17 protein-coding genes are annotated in these 18,534 nt (G+C 41.7%); 13 read left to right on the top strand and 4 right to left on the bottom strand.

From position 1 onward, the window contains the following. Positions 1-32 precede the first annotated feature (32 nt). The 11 genes from ACLTWA_RS06500 (at position 33) to queF (ending at position 10,150) form a co-directional block, all read left to right on the top strand. A complete protein-coding gene (locus ACLTWA_RS06500) occupies positions 33-1,019 on the top strand; it encodes an ABC transporter ATP-binding protein (protein WP_412326781.1) in 987 nt (328 codons plus the stop codon). Next, positions 1,019-1,996, top strand: a complete 978-nt coding sequence (locus ACLTWA_RS06495; RefSeq protein ID WP_412327194.1) for an ABC transporter ATP-binding protein — start codon at positions 1,019-1,021, stop codon at positions 1,994-1,996. The genes ACLTWA_RS06500 and ACLTWA_RS06495 overlap by 1 nt, the downstream gene beginning before the upstream one ends. 45 nt (positions 1,997-2,041) lie before the next feature. Further along, positions 2,042-3,280: an amidohydrolase gene (locus tag ACLTWA_RS06490; protein WP_412326780.1), complete on the top strand. Its 1,239-nt coding sequence runs from the start codon at positions 2,042-2,044 to the stop codon at positions 3,278-3,280. Positions 3,281-3,282: 2 nt separating this feature from the next. After that, positions 3,283-4,542, top strand: a complete 1,260-nt coding sequence (locus ACLTWA_RS06485; protein WP_412326779.1) for a M20/M25/M40 family metallo-hydrolase — start codon at positions 3,283-3,285, stop codon at positions 4,540-4,542. 30 nt (positions 4,543-4,572) lie between these two features. Beyond that, on the top strand, positions 4,573-5,877 hold the full coding sequence (locus ACLTWA_RS06480) for a CapA family protein (protein ID WP_412327193.1): 1,305 nt from the start codon (positions 4,573-4,575) through the stop codon (positions 5,875-5,877). After that, complete coding sequence (locus ACLTWA_RS06475) at positions 5,874-6,998, top strand: M20/M25/M40 family metallo-hydrolase (protein ID WP_412326778.1); 1,125 nt, start codon at positions 5,874-5,876, stop codon at positions 6,996-6,998. Before ACLTWA_RS06480 ends, ACLTWA_RS06475 begins: the two co-directional genes overlap by 4 nt. A 275-nt stretch (positions 6,999-7,273) precedes the next feature. Beyond that, entirely contained in the window at positions 7,274-7,711 is a 438-nt protein-coding gene (locus tag ACLTWA_RS06470; RefSeq protein WP_412326777.1) for a 6-pyruvoyl trahydropterin synthase family protein, read from the top strand. Next, positions 7,698-8,366 carry a putative 7-carboxy-7-deazaguanine synthase QueE gene (queE, locus tag ACLTWA_RS06465; protein ID WP_412326775.1) on the top strand — a complete coding sequence of 223 codons (669 nt, stop codon included), beginning with the start codon at positions 7,698-7,700 and terminating at the stop codon, positions 8,364-8,366. Before ACLTWA_RS06470 ends, queE begins: the two co-directional genes overlap by 14 nt. A 21-nt stretch (positions 8,367-8,387) precedes the next feature. Further along, positions 8,388-8,966, top strand: a complete 579-nt coding sequence (gene folE, locus ACLTWA_RS06460) for a GTP cyclohydrolase I (RefSeq protein WP_412326773.1) — start codon at positions 8,388-8,390, stop codon at positions 8,964-8,966. Positions 8,967-8,987: 21 nt separating this feature from the next. Beyond that, entirely contained in the window at positions 8,988-9,665 is a 678-nt protein-coding gene (queC, locus tag ACLTWA_RS06455; RefSeq protein WP_412326772.1) for a 7-cyano-7-deazaguanine synthase QueC, read from the top strand. A 14-nt stretch (positions 9,666-9,679) separates the two neighbouring features. Then, a complete protein-coding gene (gene queF / locus ACLTWA_RS06450) occupies positions 9,680-10,150 on the top strand; it encodes a preQ(1) synthase (protein ID WP_412326771.1) in 471 nt (156 codons plus the stop codon). Positions 10,151-10,295: 145 nt separating this feature from the next. Here queF and ACLTWA_RS06445 read toward each other — a convergent pair whose 3' ends face one another. The 4 genes from ACLTWA_RS06445 to ACLTWA_RS06430 form a co-directional block, all read right to left on the bottom strand. Continuing rightward, on the bottom strand, positions 10,296-11,918 hold the full coding sequence (locus tag ACLTWA_RS06445) for a TIR domain-containing protein (protein ID WP_412326770.1): 1,623 nt from the start codon (positions 11,916-11,918) through the stop codon (positions 10,296-10,298). A gap of 23 nt (positions 11,919-11,941) precedes the next feature. Beyond that, complete coding sequence (locus ACLTWA_RS06440; protein WP_412326769.1) at positions 11,942-12,502, bottom strand: hypothetical protein; 561 nt, start codon at positions 12,500-12,502, stop codon at positions 11,942-11,944. Positions 12,503-12,660: 158 nt separating this feature from the next. Then, positions 12,661-13,815: an SPFH domain-containing protein gene (locus ACLTWA_RS06435; RefSeq protein WP_412326768.1), complete on the bottom strand. Its 1,155-nt coding sequence runs from the start codon at positions 13,813-13,815 to the stop codon at positions 12,661-12,663. A 356-nt stretch (positions 13,816-14,171) separates the two neighbouring features. After that, entirely contained in the window at positions 14,172-15,533 is a 1,362-nt protein-coding gene (locus ACLTWA_RS06430) for an MATE family efflux transporter (protein ID WP_412326767.1), read from the bottom strand. Between the two features lie 950 nt (positions 15,534-16,483). Between ACLTWA_RS06430 and ACLTWA_RS06425 the strand changes: the two genes are divergently transcribed. Together ACLTWA_RS06425 and ACLTWA_RS06420 are read left to right on the top strand one after the other, a co-directional pair. Beyond that, a complete protein-coding gene (locus ACLTWA_RS06425) occupies positions 16,484-16,642 on the top strand; it encodes a hypothetical protein (protein ID WP_412326766.1) in 159 nt (52 codons plus the stop codon). Position 16,643: 1 nt separating this feature from the next. Beyond that, positions 16,644-18,512 carry a recombinase family protein gene (locus ACLTWA_RS06420; protein WP_412326765.1) on the top strand — a complete coding sequence of 623 codons (1,869 nt, stop codon included), beginning with the start codon at positions 16,644-16,646 and terminating at the stop codon, positions 18,510-18,512. Positions 18,513-18,534 lie beyond the last annotated feature (22 nt).

Raw genomic sequence — 18,534 nt, 5'->3', positions numbered from 1 at the left:
TCCGGCAGCTTTATAAAAAAGGAGGTACTCAGATGGAAGCTCAAAAGGAAAACATATTGGAAATTAAAAATCTACATACCTGGTTTCATACGGCAAACGGCATCGTAAAATCCGTAGATGGTGTGGATATCAGCCTGAAAAAAGGAACTACTTTAGGGATTGTAGGGGAGTCAGGAAGTGGAAAAAGTGTGACCGCCCTGTCTGTCATGGGGCTTCTCATGGGGACCAGAGGAAAAATAGAAGAGGGAAATATCTTTTTAGATGGAGAGGATATTGTCTCTCTTGATAAGGAAAAAAGACGGAAACTCCGAGGCGGAAAGATATCTATGATTTTTCAGGAGCCTATGACCAGCTTAAATCCCATTATGACAATCGGTAAGCAGATCGTTGAAGGGATATTGGAGCATCAGCAGATTTCCAGAAAAGAAGCAGAGAAAAAGGCACTGGAGATGATGAAGAAGACCGGGGTGCCAAGAGCAGAGCATATGATGAAGGAATATCCGTTCCAGCTTTCCGGAGGCCAGCGACAGAGAGTGATGATTGCCATGGCAATGGTGTGCAATCCGGAAATACTCATTGCAGATGAGCCGACTACTGCTCTCGATGTAACGATCCAGGCCCAGATTTTAGATCTTATGAATCAGTTGAAAAAAGAGACCAATTCTTCCATTCTATTCATTACCCATGATCTGGGAGTTGTTGCCGAAATCTGTGATGACGTGGCAGTCATGTATTGCGGGAAGGTGGTTGAAAGCGGTGATGTCAGGTCTATTTTCTTTCAGCCCACCCACCCTTATACCAAAGGGCTTTTGGCATCTGTTCCAAAACTGGGAGTGGAGGCAGATGAACTGGAATCCATACCCGGAAACGTTCCAAATCCTCAGGAACTGCCAAAGGGCTGTAAATTTGCACCAAGGTGTATGTTCGCAGAGGATAAGTGCAGACAGGAAGAACCACAGCTGTTTGATTTGGGAAATGGCCACTTGAGCAGATGCTGGCAGAGTGGGGGGCAATTATGATGAGAAAAAATCAAAAGAGTATTTTAAAAGTAGAAGGTTTAAAAATATATTATCCGGTATCCAGAGGCATTCTTAAAAAGCCCAAATATATAAAGGCCGTGGATGGGGTGAATTTTGAAGTAAGGGAAGGGGAGGTATTTGGAATCGTAGGAGAATCGGGCTGTGGAAAATCTACCTTAAGCAGGGGAATCTGCAGACTGGAATCCATTACGGAGGGAGGCATTATCTTAGACGGAGAGGACATTGCCCTTTTTAACAACAGAAAGATGCGCCCCATACGCAAAAAGGTCCAGATGGTATTTCAGGACCCCTATTCCTCTTTGAATCCAAGAATGACCGTGTTCGATATTATTGCTGAGCCTCTTTTGGAATATAAGCTGGTAAAAAACAGACAGGAGCTGGAGGAGAGAGTCACAGAGCTTTTAAAAAAGGTTGGTCTGGATACCTATCATGCATACCGTTATCCTCACGAATTTTCCGGAGGCCAGCGCCAGAGAGTGGGAATTGCCAGAGCTTTGGCCGTAGAGCCAAGGGTAATCATTGCAGATGAGCCGGTTTCTGCCCTTGATGTTTCTATTCAGGCCCAGGTATTGAATCTGATGAATCAATTAAAGAAAGAACTGAATCTGACTTATTTATTTATTGCCCATGATTTAAGCGTGGTGGAATTTATCAGTGACCGGATTGGAGTTATGTATCTGGGAGATTTTGTGGAAATCGGGGGGAAAAAGGAAATCTATAAAAATCCCTGTCATCCTTACACCCAGGGACTTCTTTCTTCGGTTCCTGTGCCGGATCCGGATGCCTCTAAGAACCGGATCCTTATGGAGGGAACCATTCCCTCCGCGATGAATCCCCCGGATGGATGTAAATTTCATACCCGGTGCAGAAAATGCATGGAAATCTGCACGGTGGAGACTCCGGCTGTATACCAGGCAGGAGAAGACCATTATGTTGCCTGTCATCTATATAAATAGGAAAGAATACCGTTGAGATACCCATAAAAGGAGGAAAAAGCAGATATGGAATCATTGGAAGAGCTAAAAGAAAAAATTAAAGAAACGGTGGACGGCAATAAGGAAGGTATCGTAAGGCTTTCCAGAGAAATCCACAGCCATCCGGAGCTTGGTTATGAAGAATTTCACGCAGTAAAATACATAAGCGGTTTTTTAAGAGAACATAACTATGAGGTAAAAGAATCCTATGGCAGCATTCCTACTTCATTTCGTGCAGATGCAAAAGGAGCAGAGACGAAAAAAGGACCTGTGGTTGCCATTCTTGCAGAGTATGATGCATTGAACGGAATCGGTCACGGATGCGGACACAATGTAATTGCTTCCTGTGCCGTGGGAGCATTTCTAGGTCTTTCCTCTGTAATAGAAAAGCTGGAAGGCAGTGTGTGTATCATCGGAACACCTGCCGAAGAGGGTGGGGCAGGAAAAGTAAAACTGTTGGAAAATGGAGCATTCGATGATGTGGATTTTGCAGTCATGATTCATCCCTCAGGAGCAGAAGGAAATATCTCAGGGAGAGGGGGGAGAGCCGCCTGCAGCGTGAATGTAAGTTTCCATGGAAAGGGCGCCCATTCCTCCGGGCCTCAAAATGGAATCAATGCTCTTAGCGCAGCCATTCATCTGTTTAATCAGATCGATATGATGCGTGCCGTATTTCAGGTTCAGGATAATATAAATGGCATTATCTCCAAAGGAGGAACAGCAGCCAATGTGATTCCTGATGAGGCAGAGTGCCAGTTTTGTATCAGAGCGGATACGATGAAGCGGATCAAAGAATTGATTGTACTTATAAAGACCTGTGCAGCCAATGCAGAGAACTTAACCGGAGCCAAAGCAAGTGTTACAGAAGGCACCATCAGTGCCGAACGGTATCCCAACCGGCCGATGTGCGAAAGCTTTAAGGCCAACATGGAGAATCTTTTAGTCTCCATGCACTGGGCAGACCCGGGAAAACTTTACGGTTCTTCGGATATCGGAAACGTTTCCATTAAACTTCCGGCTATTCACGAGTATCTTTCTATCACCAATGACTCTGGCATACAGGCCCATACCGTAGAATATGCAGAGGCTGCCAAATCACAGAAGGCGGATGAAGTGTGTATTTCAGGCGCCAAGGGTCTTGCCATGACAGGCTGTGACATTTTGTATGATAAAGAGTTCCAGGAAAAGATCAAAGCCTATCATAAGCAGCAGGTTCCAGATTTTTATTTTGATTCGGAAAATCAGCTCTTGAAGGGAGGGATTTAATCATGTACCAGGTTTCAGAATCTACAAAAAAGCAGTTTGAAAAAATGATGGGGATTGCCGCGGTAAGAGAGGGACTGGAGTTTATAAAGAAAGACCAGGAGCAGACCATTGCAGACCAGAAAGAACTGGTAGTAATAGAAGCGCCAACCTTTCATGAGGAAACAAGGGCAGCCTTTGTGGCTGAAAAATTTAAAGAACTGGGGCTGATGGATGTCCATATTGACAGAGGCGGCAATGTGACAGGAATCAGAAAAGGCAATAAAAACGGCCCTAAGATTTTAATAGAAGGGCATCTTGATACCGTGTTTCCCTTTGGGACCGTAACAGGAGTTACAGAAAAAGAAGGGTATCTTTATGCGCCGGGAATCGGTGATGACACCAGAGCCCTGGCTATGATGTTTGGTATCTTAAGAGTGCTTCACGCAACCGGAATCCAGACCGAAGGAGAACTGATATTTACGGCTACCACAAGAGAAGAGGGAGCAGGAAGCCTGGGGGGAATGAAAGATTTTCTGGAAGATCATAAGGATATCGACATATCCTTAAGCATTGATAATAATGACATGAGTATGCTGGTTTTTGAAGCTACCTGCGGGGAGACCTGGGAGGTGACTTTTAAGGGAATCGGAGGGCATGCCTACGGAGCCTTTGGTAAGATGGCACAACCCATTCATGCTGCGGCAAGGGCAGTGGCAAAAATTGCAGAATTTACGGTTCCGGAAGATCCAAAGACCTCCTTTTGTGTCTCTAATTTTCATGGTGGAACCGAGGCTGGAGTTCATGCCATTGCACCAGAGGCAGCCATTAAGATTAATTTCCGTTCCAATTCAAAAGAAGAATTGGAAAAACTGAAAAGCAAAATCTTTCAAGCCATAGAAGAAGGAGCAAAAGAAGAAAGTGATAAGTGGCAGAAAGACCGTATTACCTGTGAGAAAAAGCAGCTTGGAGAAGTACCGGGCGGAACACAGTCTCCCAATCTTCCTTTAGTGGAAGCAGCCTATCTGGGACTAAAGTCCCTGGATATAGAGCCGGTATTTGGAAAAGGCGGCTGCACCAATGCCAATGTAGCCATTTCCAAAAAGATTCCTTCCATCTGTATGGGAAGGGCTTTTGCACCGGATGAAAAATCAAAAGAAGTAAGAAATCACAGCATCAATGAAAGGTTTCCGGTGGAAGGTGCCTATAAAGCCGTACAGCAGGTATTTATGGTACTTTTAATGGCAGCGGGAATTCCGGGAGAATTTGATTCTGTTATGAGATAGGAAAAAAGGAGGAAATCCGGTTTGAGCAGGATGACATTTATTGCAACAGGAGATGCGTTTATTACAAGGCGGATTCCGGAAGATGGATACGACGGATACGAGGAACTTTGCCAGTGTATCAGAGAAAATGATGTTAAATTCACCAATCTGGAAATGACTTTTCATGACCAGGAGGGAGTTCCGGCAGCGGTCAGCGGGGGAACCTGGGCCATGGCAGAACCGGAAATCCTTGATGATCTGAAAAAAATGGGGTTTAATTTGTTTAATACGGCAAACAACCATTCCTGTGATTACAGCCACGGCGGCGTGCTGGCTACGATCAGCAATTTAAAGAAGAGGAATATGGTGTTTTCAGGTACGGGAAAGAACTTACAGGATGCTTCAAGACCCTGCTATCTGGAGACGAAAAAAGGAAGAGTGGCATTAATAAGCGTCTGTTCGACCTTTGATTTATCGGCAATGGCGGGAGGGCAAAGCGGAGACTTGCCCGGAAGACCGGGACTAAATCCTCTTCGTTATACCACCAGGTATCATGTGGACCAGAACCATTATGATATGGTAAATGCGCTGGCAAGACTGACCCGGATAAATGCGGCCAGAGATCATTCTGTGAAAAACGGATATGCAAGTCCTCTGGAACCGGGAATTATGCCGTTAGGAAAAAGCCTGTTCGTTCTGGATGAAAAAAACTGGGTGGAAAGCATCCCGGAGGAACAGGATCTGGTGCGTATTACAGAAGAGATCAAAGAGGCAAAAAGGCAGGCGGATGTGGTGCTTGTAAGTATACATGCCCACGAATCAGATACAGGTGAGACCAGTGTTCCCGCCCGGTTTATCGAGATATTTTCAAGAGCCTGTATTGATGCGGGAGCAAATGTGGTGATCGGTCATGGGCCTCATGAAGTAAGGGGCATTGAATGCTATCATAACGGAGTGATTTTTTATAGTCTGGGAAATTTTATTTTTCAGACGGAAACCGTAGGACTCCAGCCTTATGATGCTTACGCGAATAAGAAAATGCCCATTGATACGAAGGTTGGAGCTTATATGGATGCACGAAGTAAAAATGGTACTGCCGGTTATGGTGTCCTTCCGGAGATATGGAACTCTGTTATGGCCTCCTGGACCATAGAAGAGGGGGCCGTTACCCAGATCCGCTTATATCCGGTGGAGCTTTATATGAATGAGAAAAGGACGAAAAAAGGGATTCCACATCTAACAGGTGATGAACAGATTTTAGAAAAATTGAACAAACTGTGTCAACCCTATAACACTCAAATCTCCATAAAAAACGGAGTGGGGGTCATTGAGAGAAAAAAGGAGAATTCAATATGATATCAAAGGAAGTAAAGCAGTATATAAAAGAACAGGAAGAGGAGGCCTATGAACTGTTAAAAACTCTTGCACAGATACCTTCTCCGTCCAATCATGAAGAAAAGAGAATGGAATTTTGCAAGAAATGGCTGGAGGATGCAGGCGCCAAAGGAGTTTATACAGATGAAGCTCTTAATGTAGTCTATCCATACGGAGTTACAGAAAGTAATCCGGTAGTGGTGATTATGGCTCATATGGATGTCGTTTTTCCGGATACCCAACCGCTACCGTTTAAAGAGGAAGCGGGAAGGCTTTACTGTCCGGGAATCGGAGACGACACGGCAAACCTGGTCAACATCCTGTTGACGGCCAGATACTTAACACAAAATCACATTTTCCCAAAAGAAGTCGGCCTGGTATTCGTGTGCAATTCCGGAGAAGAGGGACTGGGAAACTTAAAAGGAAGCAAAAAGATCTGTCAGACCTATAAGGGGAGAATCCGGGAGTTTTACAGTATGGACGGAGGACTGGGAGGAGTCGTAAACAGAGCGGTAGGCTCCAGCCGTTTTAAGGTAACTGTGAAAACAGAAGGGGGTCATTCCTATGGAAGTTTCGGTAATGCCAACGCCATTGAAAAGCTGTCAGGGCTGATTCAGGAAATATATCAGATTCAGGTGCCTTTAGAAGGGAAGACCACGTATAATGTAGGAACCATTGAAGGCGGAACTTCTGTGAATACCATTGCCCAGGAGGCAAGCATGCTTTGTGAGTTCCGTTCAGACAGCAAAGAGTCTTTATTGTATATGGAAGAAAAGTTTAAGGAAATCTTTGATAAAGACGGAGTTACGGTAGAGGTAATAGGAATAAGACCGTGTGAAAACTTAAATGAAGAGCAGAGTGCGAAAAGAGAAGCGCTTCTTGTGAGGGCGGAAGAACTGCTTTACCGGGTAACCGGAAAAAAACCAGACAGGCATCCTGGCTCTACAGACTGTAACATTCCTCTTTCCCTGGGGATTCCAAGTGTATGTTATGGTACATATTACGGTAAAGGAGCTCATACCAGAGAGGAATATGTAGAAAAGGATTCTCTCTCAATGGGATATGAAGTAGCCTTTGAAACGGTTTTGAATTACACCGTTTGAACGCAGGTATGGCCGGAAAGATAAGACTTGACATAAAAAGTAAAAAGGTGCTATACTCTACCATGTAAAAAAGACAGTTCGTTAGTACCATCCTGTCTATAAACAAAACCAGGGCTGAATTTATATATTTGCATAATTAAGAAGAAATCAATGCTGCACGCAGACATTGAAGATTCTTTCTGGAATACATAAAGCAGGCATAGTGGTATGCCTGCTTTTTTTGTGGTATAGGAAATCCGGCCTTGTATTATGGATTGGTACAGAAAGGAAATGCTATGTATTATTTAAAATCAGAGCAAAGCTTTGATTCTGCACATTTTTTATCAGACTATCAGGGGAAATGCAGGAATATTCACGGGCACCGCTGGAGGGTAGTTATTGAAATAAAAAGCCCGGTATTACAGTCCCAGGGACCTTATAAAGGAATGGCAGTTGATTTTTCAAAATTGAAACAGGATATCAAAGAAGAGACCGGCTATTTTGACCATGCGCTCATTCTGGAAGCAGGAACACTTAAAAAAGAGGTTCTAAATGGGCTTACGGAAGGAAACTTTCGGTATGTTGAGGTGGAGTTTACGCCTACAGCGGAGGAGTTTTCCAAATATTTTTACTATAAGATAAAGAAAAAAGGATATGAAGTGGTGAGAGCCTGGGTTTATGAGACCCCTCATAACTGCGCTTCCTATGGGGAGGATTCCTGTGGCACAGTATAAGGTAGCGGAGCTATTTGAAAGCATTAACGGAGAGGGGCCTTTTGCCGGGCAGCTGGCGGTGTTTGTACGCTTTAAAGGCTGTAATCTGTCCTGTACCTACTGTGATACCGCCTGGGCTAATGAACCGGAGGCATTCTGCCGCATGATGACGGAATTGGAGATTTACCAGGCGGTTAAAGAGACCGGAATAAAAAATGTCACTCTGACTGGGGGAGAACCTCTGATTCAGCCGGATATTCTTACTTTGCTGGCTCTGCTTTTAAAGGATGGAAATTTAAGAATAGAGATTGAGACAAACGGCAGTGTCAACCTCCGGGAAATGAAACAGCTGTCCCCGCTCCTGTCCTTTACCATGGACTATAAACTTCCGGCAAGCGGAATGGAGAAAGGGATGTTTCCTGCTAATTTTCATCTTCTTACGGAAAATGATACGGTCAAATTCGTTGCGGGAAGTAAAAAGGATCTGCTGCGTGCAAAAGAAATAATAGAGCGATATGATCTGACCAACAAATGCCGTGTGTATATAAGCACAGTATTTGGCAGTTTGGATTTAAAGGAAGTAGTAGATTTTATGAAAGAAAAACGGCTGAACGGTGTGACTCTCCAGCTTCAGCTTCACAAGATCATCTGGGGAGAACAGGCAAGAGGGGTATAAGATGAGGAAAGGAGGAACCACATGGCTATTGACACGGAGGCAGTAAAAAAGCACGTAAGAGGGCTTTTGATTGCTCTTGGAGAAGATCCGGACCGTCCGGGACTAAAAGACACTCCCGGACGGGTAGCGGGGATGTATGAGGAAGTATTTGAAGGAATCAATTATACGAATCATGAGATTGCCCAGATGTTTTCCGCTGTATTTGAAGAAGAAAAACTGAATGATCCCCAGAGCAGTGATATGGTTTTTGTAAAAGGGATCGAGATATTCAGCTTTTGTGAGCATCATATGGCTCTTATGTATGATATGGAAGTGTCGGTCGCATACATTCCTAAGGGCAGGATCATTGGATTAAGTAAAATAGGCCGGATTGCAGATATGGTGTCAAAACGGCTTCAGCTTCAGGAAAGAATTGGCTGTGATATTGCTGAAATCATAGAGGAAGTAACAGGCTCCTCTGATGTGGCTGTTATGATTGAAGGAAGCCACAGCTGTATGGGAGCAAGAGGTATTAAAAAGCCCTCTGCACGGACGTATACCCAGACCCTTCGGGGGCGTTTTCGTTCGGAACCAGACCTTTTGCAGCGGCTAAAGAGTTAAATGACAGGAGGAACAGATAAAATGAAGGCATTAGTATTACTAAGCGGAGGAATTGACAGCACCACTTGTCTGGGAATGGCCGTTTCTTTATATGGAAGAGAAGAGGTATGTGCCTTGTCTTTGTCCTACGGTCAAAAACACACAAAAGAGTTAGAAGCAGCAGAGAAGACGGCAGAATACTATCAGGTGGAATGGCTTTCCATGGACGTATCAAACATATTTACTTATAGTACCTGTTCTCTTTTAAAGCATTCCCAGGAAGAAATTCCTCATGAATCCTATGCTGAGCAGCTGAAAAAACAGGAGGGTACGCCGGTATCTACCTATGTTCCGTTTCGAAATGGATTATTTCTGTCTGCAGCAGCCAGCATTGCCTTATCAAAGGGCTGCAGTCTGATTTATTACGGAGCACACAGCGATGATGCGGCAGGAAATGCTTATCCTGACTGCAGCAGTGAATTTCATCAGGCCATGAATCAGGCGATATACACAGGAAGCGGAAAGCAGGTAATGCTTGAGGCTCCCTTTGTTTCCTGGACCAAAGCGGAAGTGGTAAAAAAGGGACTGGAACTTGGAGTGCCTTATGCGCTGACATGGAGCTGTTACGAGGGGGGAGAAAAGCCCTGTGGAAGCTGTGCCACATGTATAGACAGAGCAGCGGCATTTAAAAAGAACAATGCGGAAGATCCGGCACTTTGAAAGGAGGAAAAATAATGGAACTTACTCTTTTGGGAAATCAGAATACCCGGTATGAAACGGATTATAATCCCGGCGTTCTGGAGACCTTTTCCAATAAGCATCCTGATAATGATTATTTTGTAAAATTTAACTGCCCGGAATTTACAAGTCTCTGCCCGGTGACCGGACAGCCGGATTTTGCCAATATAGTTATATCCTATGTGCCGGCAGAGAAAATGGTAGAAAGCAAGTCCTTAAAGCTTTATCTTTTCAGCTTTCGCAACCATGGTGATTTCCATGAGGACTGCGTGAACATTATAATGAAGGATTTGATTGCTCTTATGGCTCCGAAATATATTGAGGTGTGGGGAAGATTTACTCCAAGAGGGGGGATTTCCATTGACCCTTACTGCAATTACGGAAAGCCGGGAACACCATGGGAGAAGGTGGCCTGGAACCGGCTTACCGAACATGATCTGTACCCGGAGAGGGTTGATAACAGGTAAAAGACGAAGTCCAGCATCATTGCTGGATCGATAAAGGGGGCCTTTGCGGTAGGTGATTTGCTGCAAAGGCTCCCTTTGTCAGAGGGAAAAGTAGAAGTTTGATTTTTTTACCGGGAAAACCTTTGATACAAAGGTGCCAGTGATATTACCAGTCCTTTCCGTATTTTTCCCGTGTTTGCCGTATCCGTTCGTACAAATCTTTAAGCTCTTTATCGACTTCAGCCTTTTTTCCCCATTGAAATATGTTGAGTTTCATATTGACCTGTTCAAGCTCTTTTATTCGTTTCCTCAACGAATTCATGATATCGGTGTACTCTTGTTCAATGCGTTCTTTTTCTTCTTTGGCAAGTTCCATTGCAATGCGTTTTTCATTTGCCAGGGTGCGGCTTGTATTTGCTTTATCACTCGAATCTTTATATTCTTTTATGCTGTCAAATAATTTGGCAGCATATAAATATTCTGTATCGGTCTCAGCCGTCTGCATTTTACTTAATCCCGTTTGATAAATATCCTCTTTACGTTCACTTTCCAGCCGGTCTATAATTTTTTGATTGTAGCCTTCAAGGGTTGCTTTAAAACTATCATCGGCAAAACGAATAGCTTTTTTGTAATCAGGATATTCATTAAGAGGAGTATCAAGAGATGTGATTTCATCAGGATAATTCAGTTTTAACGTGACCAGGAGTTTATAGAAATACGCCTTTGCGTTTCTTGGCTCTAAGTCTAATGCCCGATTACAATATTCATTGGCTTCCTGATAATTACCATCTTCAAGAAAAAGGCTGGCGCGGTCTAACAATTGAGTAACACCAGGTGATAAGAGCGGCATATTGACAGTCCCCTGTGTCGGGCTGTCTGTTTTTTTATCGGAAGCGGATAGAACTTTATTAATTCCTCGTATCAAGTCCTGGATAAAGCCAATTTTTGTCATATCCTGGCTTTGAAATACAGATAACTCTTCCGGTAAATCGTAGGCATCCATATCGCTGTAGCAAGGAATCAGAACTTTGCTTCTATCTTTTTTTGCCATTGCCAGAAAGCGGCTCCATTCATTTTTGACCCATGTAGCATTAAAATGTTCTTGTTTTGTACCGATTACAACCATAACCTTTGCGCTATTTAAAGCAGCAAATATGTAAGGCTCATATTGTTGACCGAGCTTGTCCTCTAAAGAGATTCGAGCAAAAAATACTTTATAGCCTTCATCGGTTAACTGGTAATAGATATCTTGTGCTATAGTGCTGTCTTTCGAGCGGCTTCCACTTTCCGTTGTTTCCTTATAGCATATAAAAACATCATATGCCTCTTCTTTTGTGGATATCGAAAGAATACTTTTTTGTATTTCAGCAATGCATTTTGCTTCTGACTCATATAGCTGTTTCGTGTATAGGTCTTCTGCGTTTTCAATTGCTGTAAGATAATCGATATCTGCCAAAATGGAATCACTTTGTACACGATGGCAGGTAGGAATCCGTTCATGTGACTGCGGGTCTTCCACATATTCAATTCCATACCTTGACAACACCAGCCCCCAATGCGCTTCTGCTGATAAGGAATCAATATTAAGTATGTTCTCATATGCCATTATTGCTTTATCGAATTCGTTTTGGCGTCTAAAATGGTTTGCTCTGTTATAGAGGTTTGTTATTTGATCGTCAGTCGCTTTAGGTAAAGTCATTGTGCTGCCGCAATGATCACAGGTCCCGTATGTTTGATTAGCGGCTGCCTCAATATCCCCGCCGCACATTTTGCATTTTAATAATGCCATAGTAATACCTCCTCAATAATACGTTATTTCATTGTTTTACATATTCTGTTACGGTCAGTGATCAGTTGTTGAAGTTCGTCACAACTGGATTTTATTATAGATGTATCAAAGGCGGTTATTGCATCTGAAAGAACGATTATTTTTGATTTAATTTTGTTTTCAATTGCCGCCAGCTGCGGACTACTCATTGGATCGCTGTATCGGATTGCTTCCACAAGATTTTTTAACATTTTCTTTGTAACTTCATCCGGGGCTTTGTTAGCCAGGTTTTCTATATCTGTCTGTAAAGATTTGATATAAAAAACTTTTTCTTTTACCTTTAAATCAATTCGTTCAATTTCTTCTTTTGCAATTTCAGTAGAAACCAAGCCAATGATGCATACTCCAAAAAAAATCACATTTAATACAATTCCATACTGGAATGGAATTGAGTCTAAAATCATTTCTAACACACTGATAATTAGCTGCGCGATCAGATAGTACCATACAAGAGAAAGTAGCGAACAGCCATAGACTTTGCTTCTCAAACCTTCTCGTCCTAAAGCATAAAAGCCAACACCAGCACTCAGTATAATCGCTACCATTGAAAAGATGTATCCAGTCCAAAACATTATCCCTCGGTTGAATGGGAGCACAAAAGCAATTATATGATAAACAGCGAGAATGACAAACACTATTACGAGAGATAAGCCCTTATTTTTTGAGATATTCATAAATATAACCCTTTCTTTCATTGGTCCAATTACAGGCTGCTCAGCAGTTTTTTCTTTTCTTCATTGAATTCTTCATCAGAGAGAATTCCTGCATCTTTCATTAACTTCAGCTTTTCCAGTTTTTGTTTAAAAGAAGACATTTCATCAGATTCAGCAGGCATATTTGCAAAATTGTTTTTTAATTCGTTCGTTTGCGACATCACAGGTTGAATGGCTTCGGCAGTAATACCAGCCACCGCTGCCCCCATGCCGCCAGCAATTCCCCCCATCATTCCAAGCCCAATGCCGGCACTGGAAAAATTGCCGGATCCCTCATTTTGTGCAACCTTTTCAGCAATATCGTAACCTCGTTCCAATTGATAGGTATATCCTTCCTGCGCTCTTTTTTGCGCCATTGCAGCAGATTCAATAACCAATTTCTGCGCGCTGGTCTGCTGGTCGATGATTCCAACCTTTTGTCTTAATTGTGCATTTGCAACATCAGCATATTGCCGGATATGTATATCCTGAAAAGATTCATATGCTTTATCTCCTTCGGGCTTAACAATCGTTGTAACAAAAAAGCGTTCAAGTGACAGGCCATAATCAGCAAAGTCGGGAGTTAATTGTTTGTGCAAAGCAGTTGAAAGCTCATCCATATGCGAATCAACCTCAAATATGCTATATTCACTGTTCTGCATTGTCTGAGCCAGATATGGTTTTACTCTGGCCATTAGAAAAATGCGGAACATTTGCGTAAGCTTTGTCTTATCAAAGGATTTTTCCGTTCCAAGAAGTTTTATAAGCAGTTTTCTGGAATCGTCAACGCGTAAAGACATTTCACCCGACGCCCCAATTTTCAACGGAAATTTATAGGAAGGTTCCATGTACTGAACCTGACTATCTGTCCCCCATTTTATGGACATTAGCTCAGCCTTATTAATAAAATAGACTTCACAATGAAAAGGCGTCTGGTCATTCGTAGGTACACTCAGGAACTTTCTTACTAAAGGAATGTTTTGTGTTTCAAGTGTATGGCGTCCAGGACCAAACAGGTCTAACGCCTGACCATTCATAAAAAATATTGCTTCCTGTGACTCATGAACGATCAGTTGAGTTCCAGTGTTAAAATCTTCAACATCTGATTTCCATATAAATGTGCTGTTATCTCCTTCATACTTGACAATTTGAAATATATCTGCCATTGTGCACCCTCCCGAAACCGTATTTTTTTGATTAAATTTTCTAAACAATACTATTCCTTTTATAAGAATCAATTAATGAAATTATGACAAATATACTTTATGGTTTTAAAGTCAAGATCACATAATTGATAGCATATATAAAGGAAGAAAACTCTCTTATAGTTATACATTATGTCGTTAAATGTTTCAATATGTAAAGGATAATTTACCATTATCCTGAGTATGATCGTACTGCTATATGGCTGCATAGCAGATGAAATATTATTTATGATAAACCATTAATTACTGCGTTCAACGTTAAGGAGCTTTTGCAGCATGGCCCCCCCCATGCTGCAAAAGCTCCTTTTCAAAAAGTCTCAGTATTCTATGTCAGAAACCCATTTCACCCTTAGGATCAAAATGGTTGTAATGAGGGCGGCCATGTAATTGGAGAATAAGTTTCCCCAGAACACCGAATAAAAGCTGAGAAAGTGTTCCGTTGCCAAGATAAATATGTATCGCAGAAGCCATACCCGCAGCAGGCTGATGAAGAGGGTGATCCGTGTCTTCCCCAGACCGATAAAGGCTCCCTGCTGGACCATACAGATACCGAAGCCGATAACGGAGTAGGTATAAATATGAAGTGCATGGTTGGCCACAGCAAGGACAGAAGCATCCCTGGTAAACAGAACCGTAAGTTTTGATGACAGAGGCACGACCAGGGCGATTAAAAGTGCAGCAGTAATGGCACTGATGATACATCCCGCAAAACAGGCTTTTTTTGCCTTTTCCGGCTGTTTAGCCCCAATATTCATGCTTACCATGGTGGTGACTGCGGAACCGAAGGATGAGGGCAGTATAAAACATATGGATGTAATGTTATTGGCAATTCCCTGCCCATTTAAAACAATGGCCCCGTATTTTTCCACTTCGTTGTTGATCAGAAAAAATCCCAGGTTGAGCATCAGGCTGGAAAGCATTGCAGGAAAGCCTATACGCAAAAGGGTGTTAATGATGGACCAGTCAAAGCGGAAGCCCGTAAGAACAAAGCGTTCTCCCGACTTTTTCAGGAATAGTTCGTAATACATCCATCCCGTAATTAAAAAGTTGGATGCCAGAGAGGCCATAACAGAGCCGACAAGACCCCAGCGGAACACAGCAATAAAGAGGGCGCTGAAGATAATCTTTAATATCAGCATGATCACCATCCGGACAAATGTATCTTCCGGTTTGCCATTGGCATTCTTTATGGAATTATAAATAGATTCCATGAAGGAAAAAGGTGTCACACAGGCGCTTAATGCAAGATAGAGAAAAACATCATGGGAAATCTCTTTGTTTACATGGGCGGATATGGGAAAGGCAAGAGCAATCAGCAAAGGAGCAAGGAGAAATCCCAGTAAAAAAGTAAAAACGATAATTTGAGTGGAAATCTTCCGGCTTTTTTTAAAATCCCCATTCCCATTGGACTGGCCGATAATAGCCATTCCAGCCACACTCAGTCCCTGTGCCAGTGCAGAGACCATGTTTACAATAGGGGTGCAGTAAGTGACGGCACTTGCTGCACTGGTTCCTACAAGGTTGTTAAGAAACAAACCATCGATGACCGGTATTGCAGATTGGATGAGTCCCATCATAAGGGTGGGAACGGATAGGAATAATATGGTTGTAAAGACGGAGCCGTTAAGAATTAAATCCCGCCGCTGCCCGGTGCTTTGCTTTAAAAAGTTTGATTTCATGTAAATTCACCTGTTTAGTAGATTTGCGGTAGAGCTTTTGGCCAGTACCGTACAAATTAAAAATATACACTTAAGAATTTGGAAAGTCAAATTAAAAATTCATCTTTTTTAAAAATAAATTATTATAAGAAAAATATCTGTTTCAGTGAAACCAATCGCAATCAGGAAGAAAACAAGCTTAATCGGGTTTTGAAGAAAGTTAATTTAAGAGAGTTTGGCGGCTCGGATATTCGGGAGGGCAATGGCAGAGAGTTGCCATTGCAGGAGTAGGAACTCACGGCGAGCTATTAGAAAACAATTTGGTTTACCGGGAAATGTTTGAAGCACAGGCCCAGTGGTATCAATAATGTTTACAATTTCTTTATAAATTGTATAGAAAAAAAGAGCTTTTGCGACACATTGTATGCTGTTGCAAAAGCTCTTTTTTAGAAAATCAGTCTAAAACTTAATCCGTTTTTCTAACAAACTGATCCCCTGATACAAAACTGCCGATACAATACAAAGAATTACAATGCTCATTACCACCAGATCCATATGAAAGAGCTGTGGGTACAAAATGATATGGTCAGGGATAGTTGATGCTTATTCCTATACAAATGAATGATTAAATCTGTTATCCGGTTCTTTTTTAATAAATCACTATAATTTATTATGTCTATCTGAAAGAATACGAAATATTTGATTGCTTTTAATTTAACACCGCTTTTTAATAAAGATATCCCCTACAGCGCTTTCTGACGTATCATGCGTTTGCAAAGTTTTTCATCTGTTTTAATTCTTGGTCTGCTCCTTCCCCTTGAATACCGAAGTAAGCACTATGAATAGAAATGATTTTGGTCCTTAAGCAATTACGTGGATAAGTACTCAAAAGTATTACAAGTGATAACAAGAAGCAAATAGAAATTGTGTACAATCCATCCGGCATATCATAAAAGAAAAGGCTTTACAGTATGTGGGACAAATTTGAAGATAAGACGGACATACAAATGAGAAAGAACCTACAGGAAAAAGCAATACTGAGTCAGATAGCGATTTTATTGACTCAGGAGAAGCTAATCGATCCGGAAGAACAGATGCGTTTTTTAGCATGCTTGAAGGAGGAGGATTAACGTGGCTTTGTTGCGTGCAGTAATATATTGCAGATGCAGCACCGAAGAGGAATCACAGGTAGATGCGCTGAGAAATCAAATGATTGAAAGTGAAGCCTGTGTAAAGGCACAAGGCTGGCTTTTGATTGATAAATATGTGGAATCAAAAAGCGGTACGACTACCCGTGGAAGAAAAGAGTATAATCGTTTATATGAAGATCTTTTGTTTGACAAATTTGACGTTATTGTGATTAAAAGCCAGGACCGATTAATGAGAAATGTAAAAGACTGGTATCTTTTTCTGGACAGAATGATAAGTCATGGAAAACGTTTGTTTATGTACATAGAACACAAGTTTTATACAAACGATGATTCCTTAATTACTGGAATCAAAGCAATCCTGGCGGAAGAGTACAGTCGTGAGCTGAGTAAGAAAATAAATAATGCCCATCATTACCGGCAATTGAATGGAGGAAAAGCCATGCTTACCTCCAGAGTATTTGGTTTTGTAAAAATGCCAGATGGTTCCATTTCAGTTGCAGAGGAAGAGGCAGAAAAAATAAGAAGAATCTATGAATATTGTGCAGCTGGTTATGGCAGCCGCACAATTGCCAATATTTTATTAAAACAAGGGTATAAAAAGAGAAACGGAACCGCTTTAACGGCTACATCCATAGGCCGAATGATACGGAATCCGCTTTATAAAGGGATTCTTGTTATGAATCGCTTTCATTACGACTTTGAAATAAAACGTACGATTAAGACGCCAAAGGAAGAATGGATATACGGAACGGATATGGTACCAGCGATTGTAAGTGAGGAACTGTGGGAACAGGCGAATGCAGCTATGACACAAAGGGCAGAACGCTATCATCAAAATGGTGTTTATATAAAAGGAAGTAGTCCAGGAAAATATAATCTGTCTGGAAAAATTGTGTGTGGGCAATGTGGCAGCCCGTATTACAGGACAAGAAGACGTGGGTATGCGAACAAAAATGACATTGTAGTTGAATGGAAGTGCTCTACGTACATTGAAAAAGGAAGAAAAGAAAAAAACAGATTGAACAGCTTAAGAAAAGTTTCAGCAGAAATTAAAGAAGGCTGTGATAATGCACATCTGAAAGAAGATACATTATATTCGTTATTGGAACAAGTAAGTTCTAAGTATTATGATTTCAAGAATCAGGACAGGAACAGTATGATCAATCAAGCGGTCCGTATTTTAAGAAAAGCATTAAACGAAAAATCATCTGGCAATGAATGGGAACGGTTAGAAGTTGATGAAAAGAAAACAATACAGCAAAAAGATTTGTTATTGACAAAATTGTTAGATGGTGTTATTTCAGATGTGGATTATCAAAAGAGAAATGTTCAGCTGGAAGAAAAAATGTTGAATTTAAAGCTTCAAAGAAATAAGTTGAAGCAAAAGGAATGGGAAATAAAGAACCTTGAGCAAAGAATTGATAAAATAAAAAGACGATTGGATGAAGGAGGAATTGAAAGAGCTGCGGTGTCTAATATGCTGGAAGATATTAAGCAAATTACAGTCCATGAGTGGCATTTGGATATTACATTTGATCCATTTAAAATCATTGGTTTTTCAGAGAACAGACCAGATAGAAACATAACAGCGGCAGAAGATGTGGAAAAGGAATTTACAATTACAGTTAAATACCCGTTTTCTCCAATGACAGAACGTGGAAGATATTTGGATAAAGAAACGATTATAAAAATCATGAGAGAAACTCCTGATACGACGGCAAAGAAAATTGCTGTACAGATGAACCGCCCGGTTAAAGTTGTGCAAAATAGAATAAAAGAGCTGCGCATGGCTGGAACTATAAGATTTAACGGAAAGGGCGGACATGGATTTTGGGAGGTCTTAAAGTAACAGAACTCCCCATCCCTAACAA

The organism is Lacrimispora sp., from assembly GCF_046972725.1.
GTDB lineage: Bacteria > Bacillota > Clostridia > Lachnospirales > Lachnospiraceae > Lacrimispora.
Note: the sequence above shows the minus strand (reverse complement) of the source record. Positions and strands in the feature narration are given on the sequence as shown.